The 10,120-nt window shown below is 60.0% G+C and carries 6 protein-coding genes and 1 pseudogene; 5 read left to right on the forward strand and 2 right to left on the reverse strand.

The features are described from left to right. Positions 1-12 precede the first annotated feature (12 nt). Entirely contained in the window at positions 13-405 is a 393-nt protein-coding gene (locus DB354_RS15575) for a DUF2721 domain-containing protein (protein WP_107836548.1), read from the forward strand. Positions 406-674: 269 nt separating this feature from the next. Here DB354_RS15575 and DB354_RS22055 read toward each other — a convergent pair whose 3' ends face one another. Next, complete coding sequence (locus DB354_RS22055) at positions 675-983, reverse strand: hypothetical protein (protein WP_146180276.1); 309 nt, start codon at positions 981-983, stop codon at positions 675-677. A 327-nt stretch (positions 984-1,310) separates the two neighbouring features. Here DB354_RS22055 and DB354_RS15585 point away from each other — a divergent pair, with 327 nt between their 5' ends. After that, on the forward strand, positions 1,311-2,291 hold the full coding sequence (locus DB354_RS15585) for a transposase (RefSeq protein WP_107836550.1): 981 nt from the start codon (positions 1,311-1,313) through the stop codon (positions 2,289-2,291). Positions 2,292-2,531: 240 nt separating this feature from the next. On the opposite strand, the pseudogene DB354_RS15590 reads toward DB354_RS15585, so the two are convergent. Further along, positions 2,532-3,026: pseudogene (locus DB354_RS15590) on the reverse strand (aldo/keto reductase); the annotation flags it as partial. 392 nt (positions 3,027-3,418) lie between these two features. On the opposite strand from DB354_RS15590, the gene DB354_RS15595 reads away from it, so the two are divergent. The 3 genes from DB354_RS15595 to DB354_RS22060 form a co-directional block, all read left to right on the forward strand. Next, a complete protein-coding gene (locus DB354_RS15595; protein WP_107836551.1) occupies positions 3,419-4,450 on the forward strand; it encodes a hypothetical protein in 1,032 nt (343 codons plus the stop codon). After that, entirely contained in the window at positions 4,447-6,879 is a 2,433-nt protein-coding gene (locus DB354_RS15600) for an immunoglobulin domain-containing protein (protein WP_107836552.1), read from the forward strand. Before DB354_RS15595 ends, DB354_RS15600 begins: the two co-directional genes overlap by 4 nt. A 26-nt stretch (positions 6,880-6,905) precedes the next feature. Beyond that, positions 6,906-10,120: hypothetical protein (locus tag DB354_RS22060; RefSeq protein WP_146180277.1), on the forward strand; the 3,215-nt coding region annotated here is incomplete at its 3' end.

Below are 10,120 nucleotides of genomic sequence, written 5' to 3' on the forward strand. Positions count from 1 at the left end.
CGTGGCTTCCAGATGAATCCCACCCTTCCGGCCCTGATTTTTCCCGCAATCTCGCTGCTGTTCCTCGCGTATACGAACCGCTTTCTCGGCCTGACGAGTGTCGCGCGCGGGATGCTGCGCGAGCACCTGGCGCATCCGGCGCCGCACTGGGAGGTGCAGCTGGTGAACATCCGGCGGCGGCTGCACCTGATCCGGCGGATGCAGATGCTCGGCGTGGCGTCGTGCATCCTCGCGGCGCTGTCGATGGGCGCGCTATCCCACAATTTTCCGATCGTCGGTCAGGTCTTCTTCGTCGGCTCGCTGGCGTGCTTTGTCTCCTCGCTCGGCATCTGCGTGCACGAGATCAAGCTCTCGATCGACGCGATCGAGGTCGAGTTCCGCCGCGCCCACGTGCCGATGAACTGAGCGGGAGCCGGGGAATAAAAGGAACGCGCGACATGTTCGGGTCCCTGAGGATCGTCCTGCGACTCGTGCTTCCTGTGGGCGCTCTGTTGGTCGCTGGCTGTGTTGGTTTCTTCTTTGGACCCGGTTACTCCTGCAGGGATACCGCGTACTTTGCCGAGCCGCCGATAATCGTGGGCAACGGATCGGCTTATGCGCTGCATTGGCGGTATGGGTCGATGGGGTTCTACTTCCGGCCACGCTATGAAGTTCGGGGCGGCGCGCTGTGGTTCTCACTTCAGGGCACCTCCAGTTCCGGAAAGCTTGCCGGCGGTGAAGCCGAGATGCGTATAGATGGCCGCGACGAGCTTGCGGCTCTGCGGAACGGCGGTGCCTTTTGGTGGGAGCCAAAGGGTCCAGCGATGCGGCTGGCCGTTGTGGATAAACCGACGCCTTCGAGGCGGACCGAACAGTGACATGAAGCGCGGAACACACGTTGCGCTGATGCTCGGCTTCTTCTGTTGCACACTGTGGGTGGAGCGACCCGACGCCATCGGCCCACTGGTCGTTGTGTCGCCGTACTTCTCGATTTCCGCGGTCATGCAGGGGCAGGTTCACATCGTTGCGTTGGCCGCAATTGCTGGGCTAGTCGGCGCCGGTGCCGCCGTTGGCGCTTTGGTCCGACCGGCGAGCGCCGACTGATTCAGGTCCACCCGGATCGGGCTCGGCTTCTCTGTACTGCTGTTTGTTTACGCATCGCGACCCTGGTGGATATCCGCCCTTACGGCGGTACCATTTGCTGTGGTAGCGCTCTGGCCGCAGAGACGTTAACCGAGTCGATCCGGCACCTCGTGAACCGACGAAATGGCCAAGGGGGACAGACATGCAAATGGGTTGACTAAAAGGTAAAAAAGAATTGGCGTAGGCGCATGCGGCGCGCGCGGATCAAAGTGAACTCGGAGCGGGAGCCGGGCGTGTACCACTTGATCAGCCGGACGGTGAACGGGGAGTGGATGTTTGGCACGACCGACAAGGAGATCCTGCGGCGGCAGATGTGGCAGGTGGCAGACTTCGCCGGGGTTGAGATCCTCACCTATGCCATCATGTCGAATCACTTTCATCTGCTGGTGCGGGTGCCGCAGCGGCCGGAGCTTTCGGACGCGGAACTGCTCCGGCGCTACGCGGTGCTTTATCCGAAACCGACCAAGCACCAAGTTGCGCGGCTGGAGGTGATCCAGGCCGGGCTGGCGGCGAACACCCCTGCCGCGCAGGCGTGGCGCGAGCGGCAGCGGGCGTTGATGTACGACGTATCTCAGTACATGAAGCTGCTGAAGGAGCGTTTCTCGATCTGGTACAACGCCCGACATCGGCGGTTTGGACCCGTGTGGGCGGATCGGTTCAAGAGCCAGTTGCTTGAGGGCAAGGAGCGGGTCGTCCAGACTGTGGCGGCGTATATCGATCTCAACTGCGTCCGCGCCGGAATCTCGAAGGATCCGAAGGACTACCGGTTCTGCTGGTACGCTGAGGCGGTGAGCGGCCATGTCACCGCGCGCCAAGGCCTGCAGTCGGTGGTGGGTGGAAACTGGGAGCAGGCGCAGTGCAGTTATCGGCTGCTGCTGTTCACGAGCGGCGGCGCGCCGCGCGACGGGAAGGCATCGCTCCCAGTCGAGCAGGTGCGGGCTGCGGTGGAAGCCGGCGGGAAACTGAGCCTGCCCGATGTGCTCCGCTGCCGGATCCGGTATTTCAGCGAGGGGCTCGTCCTGGGTGGGCGGGAATTCGTCGACGAACATGTCGCCGCGTACCGGACGAAGCACAGCCAGACCCATCGAGTGAAGCGCCATGACCTGCCGGACCCCGGATGGGGTGAAATCGCCGGCTTGCGACCGCTTCGCGGAGCCTTGCTGAGCTGACCAAACGGGCGGTCGAACGCGTCAACGTGCCGCGCACGGGGCGGAGTTGCCCCTTGATGTGCGGCGTCGGGCCGACGTTGGGCAAGCGGTGCCGATCGAAGCGCGATGGGCGCCGAACATTCCGGCTGATGTGTGCTCGCGCCCTCCAATGTCAGAAATCAAGTGGACCAACTGACGATCCCCCCGCAGTCTCGCAGTCTCGCGTCGGACATGTCCGTCCCCTTTAGCCCGCCTTTCGCGGTGGGCCTCGGCGATCTGGGCGGCGCTCCACTCGCTGGTGCCCCAGTAGAGCACCTTGCCCTGGGTGATGAGGTCGTGCATGGCCCACGCGGTCTCGGCGACGGGGACGTCGGGATCGGGGCGGTGGCAGTAATAGAGATCGAGGTAGTCGACCTGCAGGCGCTGGAGGGCGGCGTGACAGCCCTCGATGATGTGCTTGCGGGAGAGACCGGACTGGTTGGGGCGATCATCCTCCCAGCCGAAGAAGACCTTGCTGGAGACGAGGAAGGAGCTGCGGCGCCAGCCGGCGCCCTTGAGAATCGCGCCCATGACGCGCTCGGCCTGGCCGTCGGCATAGGCCTCGGCGTTGTCGAAGAAGTTCACGCCGGCGTCGTACGCGGCGTACATGAGATCCTTGGCGACGGGGTCGCCGATCTGTTTGCCGAAGGTGACCCAAGCGCCGAAGGAGAGCGCGCTCACCTTGAGACCCGTTTTGCCCAGCGTCCGGTAGACCATGCTCATGCCCGTGAACCTGCGCGTGCGGCCTCGGGCCGCAAGGGTGGAAAAGGCTGAAGCCCGGGAAAGGGCTGAAGGACTGAAGGGCTGAAAAGCTGAAGGTGATGAGCGGACGCGCTGGTTCCTGCGGGGCTGCGGCGCGAAGAGAAACTAGCGAATAGTCGACAATATTTTCGCTTATATATTGGATACGCTGCAGCTGCCACGCAATCGCGGCTTTAATAATACCTAAGATTCTGAATGCTGAGAGGCAACCCCGCCACCCCACAGCGACGAGCACCTCTCGACCGTCGCCATTCTCGCCCGCGCTCTCGGGCTAACAACACTTCACGCGCGTACCTCCACGTTCTGCACTCATCCGACGCGCGCGGTCGGCCAATTCGTTAACATTCATGAAAGCAATCTGTCGCCTCTTCGCGTTCAGAATCCAGACTGCACTGCTGACTGCCGGTCTATTGACAAGCCTGACTCTTGCCTCAGGGCAGGTCCAGGACGCCGGAGCGGCGTGGAACGGGATCGTGAATGCCCTCCCGGGCAAGCAGGCGGGCAAGGACAAGGGCGCGTCACGTTCGACGGACTGGGCGGCCCTTGCGGCGAAAGCCGCGGTGTTCAGGAAGGACTTTCCTGGAAGCGCCAATGCGCGGTCGGCGGAGGCGATCGAGTTGACCGCGTTGATCCATGTCGCGAAGGGAAAAATCACGAGCGCGACGCGCAAACGGGCCGAGTCATATATCGCCGACGGAGGTAACGCGGTTCGTGATCGCCTTGGGCTAGAGATCACCGTCGTCCAAGCCGACTTTGGGCAGGCACAGCATCTGTCGCGGTCGGAGCTGCTCAAGGCGCAGGCGGCGCATGCACAGCGTCTTATGTCGGCATATCCGAAGGAACCAGAGGGGTATGGCTATCAGCTCTCCGTCGCCAAAGCCGAGGAACCAGGGCGCGGGCGTGAATTGGCGGAACAACTGCTGAGGTCGGGCGCATCGGAGTCGATAAAGAAAGGCGCTCAGCGCGTTGTTGACCGAAGCAAACTAGTCGGAACCAAGCTGAACCTTCGCGGTGCCGAGCGGCTGGTTGCGCAGTCACGTGGTCAGGTGCTGATCGTCTATTCGTGGTCAGCAACCGATCAGGGGTTTATCCGGCTCGTCAAATCCCTGGCGCGCGGTAGCGAGGTTCGGTTCATTGGCATCAACCTCGATCCGGATAAGGAGAAGGCAAAAGTCCTCGCCAAAACGCTCGGTGCCCCAGGCTGGCAAGTCTATGACGGAGGAGGCTTGGACGGACTGGTGGCAACGGACCTCCATCTGGTGCTTCCCACATCGCTCTATGTGATTGATCGAGAGGGTGTGATCCGAGCGGTCGACGGGCATGTGGGTCCGGTGTCGAGACTCTCGGAAGTTCTGGCGGCGAAAGGAGGCAAGTCATGAAACGGCTCTGGCTTGGCGCTGCGGTGATTCTGGCCCTCACGGCCAACATCGCGGAGGCGACCTTCTCCTATACATGGACCACGCCCTCCCAGGTTAACGTGGGCACGGCGTACGATGTATCCGTAGATATTTACTGGGCACCCGACTACGAATACGACTACCAGTATTCCGTCACGTTATGGTACAACGGATCAGCGCCGAAGCAGTACGGGAATGGGTATTCCTGGGACACGCTCACCTTGAGCGATAGTGGCAACGAAACGGCGGCGGGTAGAATCTACTGGTTGGCTGATTGCCAGTCGTACGAAGGCGAGTACAGCTCTGGTTATCAATACATCGACGTCGTTGCCGGGAACCGGGCTCCCGTGCCGGGGATCTCTGTCGACGGACGAAGCGCGGGGCAGACGATCACCCGCCCTTATGGCGGTTCGGTCGCGCTGACGGTACGCCACACGGCTACTGACGCCGACGGAAACCTGAGCGGTATTCGTTATAACATCTGGAATGCGACGACCGGGTTTTTCGATAATGGTGGAGCATTTGTCCCGCAATCCGGCGGATCTGGTGCGGTGGTCCGGAATGTGACGCTCGATACGGATGGCGACTGGTATTTCTGGACCGATGCCGAGGATAGTCAGGGAGCCTATTCCAGTACGGGTGACTGGGGCAGTGGCTTTCACCTGGTGGTTGTTGTGGCGGCGAACAATCCGCCGACAAGCGAACTATCTGTGTCGAACGCCTCGCCCTACTACAACCAGAGCATCACATTGACTTCCACGATTCAGGATGCCGACGGGAACCTGGTCGACCAAGCAGTGGATGTCTCCACTGATAATTCAAACTGGACGAGCGGGTGGAATAACTGGTCAGGCACGACCGCGTGGGTGATTTCAGGGAGCAGTGCAACCGGCACCATCACCTACACGCCACCTAGTGTAGGTACGTACTACTTTAGGTCGCGCGGAGCGGACTCAGCGAACGTGCGTTCCGCTTTTGCCACCGTGACCGTAACGGTCAACCGAGCACCGATGACAGCTCCGACGAGTCAGAACTATCCGAACGTCGAAAGCGGGGTGTCGTGGACACCCGCGATCAACGGCAACTCCGTGAGCGGGACGGGAGCGCTGCTGTACAACGTGGCGGGCAAGACTAACTGGGGTTCCTCCCCTTGGACGACAGAGCCGGGGACATACACGTTCTTTGTGGGCCAGCTGGCTGACGCCAACCATGAAGGCAATGAGGTGGATCCAATCGTCGGTCGGATCATGATAAATTATCAGCCCTATGAGATTACGGTACCGCAGCGGACCGCGACGTTTTCATTCTCCGGGGGGCCGTTCACCTACGACGGCAGTCCAAAATCGGTGTCAGTATCGGTGTCGCCCTCGGGCGCAACGTACTCCACGAGCGGCACGTATAGCGCCACCGGCGCGGGGACGTACACGGCGTACGCCACCGCCACGGGCGGCTACTCCGGGAACGGTCAATACTCCTGGACCATCGAAAGAGCGAACCAAGCGGCCGTGTCCATTACCCCGGGGGCGCAGACCGTGCAGAGAGGGGCGTCGATACAATTCACGGCCAACGGTGGGAGTGGGGCCGGGAGTTATATGTGGGGTGGTGCGGCACAGGGCAGCGGTGACACTTGCGAGGTAGTATTCAATGAAATCGGATCGAGATCGGTAACAGTCACCCGCAAGGGTGACATCAACTATATTGATTCAACTGAGGCTAGCGTTGCAATTATGGTTATGGCACCGCCGCAATACACCGTAGCCGTCGCGGCGAGCCCGACGACCGGAGGTGTTGTTACCGGTGCAGGGACGTATGACAGCGGAACAACGGCAACGCTTACGGCGACCGCCAGCGCCGGATTTCGGTTCAACGGGTGGTCAGGCGATGCCACTGGGAGTGCTTCGCCGCTGTCAGTGACGGTAACTCGAAATATGTCGATTACGGCGGGGTTTGCGCCAATCGGCTCGAGTCCGACCATCGCTGGTCAACCTTCGGCGCAGTTGAAGATCGAGGGCGGTACGGTGGCGCTCGCCGTAACCGCGACGGGAAGCGATCCGCTGCAGTACCAGTGGCGGAAGGATGGCGTTGCGATACCGGGCGCGAACAGCGCCACGTACGTGATCCAGAACGCTCAGGTGGGAAACTCGGGTAGCTATTCATGCCGGGTTGAGAACAGCTATGGATATGCGGACTCGATGGCGGTTGTCGTCACGGTGTTACGGGCGGCAGGCGATGAGGATAACGACGGCGTGGAGAACGCGGTAGAAATCGCGTTGGGCCTGAATCCACTTAGCGCGGACGACGTATGGGTACACAGGTTCAAGTATAGTGAACTTGGGTATCTTGATGAGTCACCGGGAGGGAAATATTCGGAAATCGACGCAGAAGGTAACATCAAGGCAACTCACCCATGAAATCCGGAAACTCAGCTCAACCTGCCATGATCGATGCTCTCACAATGGGGAAGTGCTTTGCTCCAAAATGCGGCTGGTTTGGAGACTTCATGCGTGCGTGCCGCGGTGTCATGGATCATATTAGCCGAGGCCCCATTGGCATGGGAGTTGTGGCGGCGCTACTCTGGAGTGCACTGCCAAGCACGACGGCCAAGGCAGCCAGTGTCTCGCCTGACGACGCTGGGAGTTTCGAAGTCGTTGACTGGTCTGAAGGCAGCGCTTGGCGCCAGAAGCTCCGGAGTGGAGATCACGCGGCACGAGCGAAGAACGAACAATTTGCTAAACCTATACAAGGACGAGATGTACTAAAGGTTCGCAACGCGCAAGCGAAGCGAGATGCAGCCCTTCGTGCTAGGGCGGAGAAGAAAAATTATGCCGTGCTGGGGATGAGCCTTGGCGGGGTGCCGGCCCATGCCGCGACCGGCACGCTCGGACTCGGCGAACAAGATACTCCTCTGCTGGAGGAAATTGTGGGTGGCCTACTTAAGAAGCCGCTCGCCATCTACAATTGGGTGCTGACGACGGTCGAGTACGTGCCGTATTTCGGACTCCGGCAGGGTGCCCATCTGACGGCGATGGAACTGAGCGGAAATGACTATGACCAGTGTGTCTTGTTGGTTTCATTACTGAAACAGGCGGGCGTTCCTTCGACGGATGTTTCGTATAAGGAGATGGATGTGGAGTATACGGATGCCCAGATCGCCGACTGGTGGCATTGCGAATCAAGCCGGATTGATTCTGCGCTGTCGAAGCTCGGGATACCGCATACGCGGAAGACAGGAAGCGTGATTATCCGGCGAGTGGTGGTCCAGGCGGTGATCGAGGGAATTACGTATGTTCTGGATCCCGCATTCAAGCGCAGCGTGCGTTCTGCTCCAGTTGCGTTGGCATCTGTTGTCCCGAGCTATTCGGCGAGTGCAGTCGCCACGACGGCGGGCGGCAACGTTCCCTCCGCTGACGAGGTTTCTAATGTAAACATTGATGGAATGTATGCAGCGCTCTCTTCACTATCCACCGCACTCGTTAACGGCGCTGCGCAAGGCTATCATGGAAAGGATGCACGTGAAATGCTGGGGATCGCTATACTCGCGCAATCGCCGGTCGTGGCGCTGCCGACATCGGCCCCCCCAGGGGCGATAGAGATTTCAAGCTGGACTGCTATTCCAGAGGACCGGTCGCTCGACCTTACGATTGTTCTCGGCCTAGGCAGTGTCACTTATCACCTTTGCGACATAAGTGACCACCTGCTCTATGTGTGTTTCGATAGATATGGTCGTGCTGCGCTGTACCGAGATGGCGTATTGGATATGTATGAGGTCGGCGCAGTTGACCCGGCGAGCCTGCTTTCAATCACGCACACGCGTGCCTACCCTGAATCGCCGACTGAGCCGATCACAAAGACAGTGGCAGGTGTGAGCCGAAACGGATGCACTCTGATTTTACCGAACGGGACGTCTTCGCGTGGCCAACTGAATTGTATGGCACGGCTTCAGGCCGAAGCAGTTGCTACCAACGCCAGCTCAGAAACCGCGTTGTTGCGCACGTTAGCCGTGATTGGCCTGCAGCGAGCCGTTCACGATGAGAACTATTGCAGGGTCATTTCCGCGTTGACCGGGCGAGATGTGGCAAATTCGGGCTCGGTGTGGTTCTATCATGCCAGAGGATCGAATTATTGGGTGGATGGGTACGGAAATTACACGGACGGACGAAGACGGGACGGTCTGTACGAGTTTGGTGCGATCTGGGAGTCGACGCTCCCGTGGGTGAACGCGACCGAGCATCTGTGTCTGGAGGAAGTAGCGGACGGAGCCGCGACTTCGACCGGGTCAGTTTTGGAGTCGGCTCTGCGTTCGGGGAAGAAGATCCTGCGGCTTACACCGTCCAACCTGGGCAGCGTGCTGCCAACAATCGCGGGAGGTGTTCTCCCTGGTGTGGTTGAACATGTCACAGCCGGGAACATGGCCTTTGTGAGTTCGGAGCGGATAATTCCAATATCGGATGGCAACGGGTTGGAAGGAGGCGGGGCATTCCTTCCGATTACGCCCACGCCGAATGATGTATGGAACGGTTGGGCGCACTCTGGGGCGTGGATTATCCAGAACGGCTTTAACGGCGGCGGAAAGGACAACGTGACATCGGCGCCAAGTCAGGCGGCGCAGAATTCGGTTACAGTTTCCGATCCTGTCACGCAGCACACCGCGGCCGACCCGGTCGATGTGTACACGGGGGCCTTTCTGTACGATGGGCCCGGCCTAAAGGTCGGCAACGGCGAGGCGCCAATGGCTCTCGATTACCGGCCGCACTATTCTACCAACTGGCGTTTGCAGAATACCGCCAAGATTGGGTACGGATGGACGCATTCATATGACATCTATGCCACTGAACGGCACGCGAGCGACGTTGATATCCATACGGCGTCAGTTGCCGAGATCGCACCCTATTGGGTGACCGCCCAATACTTGTTGGATACTGTCACCAAAATTCCGACCGCCAAGGAGGTCGCGCTCCGGGTGATCGCTGCGCGCTGGGCGACCCGGCAGGTCCTCAAGGCCAAGGTGACCGTCGCCTTGGGTGAGCGGCGCATCGAGTTTCATCGGTTGTCGGATGGATCCTATATGAGCCCGTCGCGGTTCCGCGTAGCCCTCGAGAAATCGCCGGAGGGCGTCTTTACCGCTTCGTTCAAGCACGGGAATTCGATCGAGTTCGGTGGCCCGAATGCCCACGCGAGCAAGATTGTGGACCAATATGGAAACGAGTGTACGTTTGCCTATGCTGATGATGGCTTGGCGTCGGTCACTGATGCGTACAACCGCACGCTGACCTTTGGGTACACGCTTGGTGCGCTGTCTTCAGTCACAGATAGCACAGGACGGTCCGTCACGTATTCACGTGGCAGTACCTTTGATATGGTTGATGCTGATGGCGGAGTCCTTTCGTTCGAGATGGACACTTACGGGCATCAAGAGATCTTGAGCGTCCGGGATGGGCTCGATCGCGTTGTTGTGGTCAACCTCTACGACGTATTCCATCGAGTCTGGGCCCAACAGCCGTTGGGTGACGCGCTCAAGCCAACGTACTTTGGTTACGCTCCTGGTCTCGCGCACGAAACGGATGCCTGGGAAAACCCCTCCTGGACGAAGTTTGATAGTCGGGGACGGCGAGTTCAAACGGTGGATATGCTCGGGAATGTGGCGACTTGGGT

Origin of the sequence: Opitutus sp. ER46 (assembly GCF_003054705.1) — a bacterium.
Lineage (GTDB): Bacteria > Verrucomicrobiota > Verrucomicrobiia > Opitutales > Opitutaceae > ER46.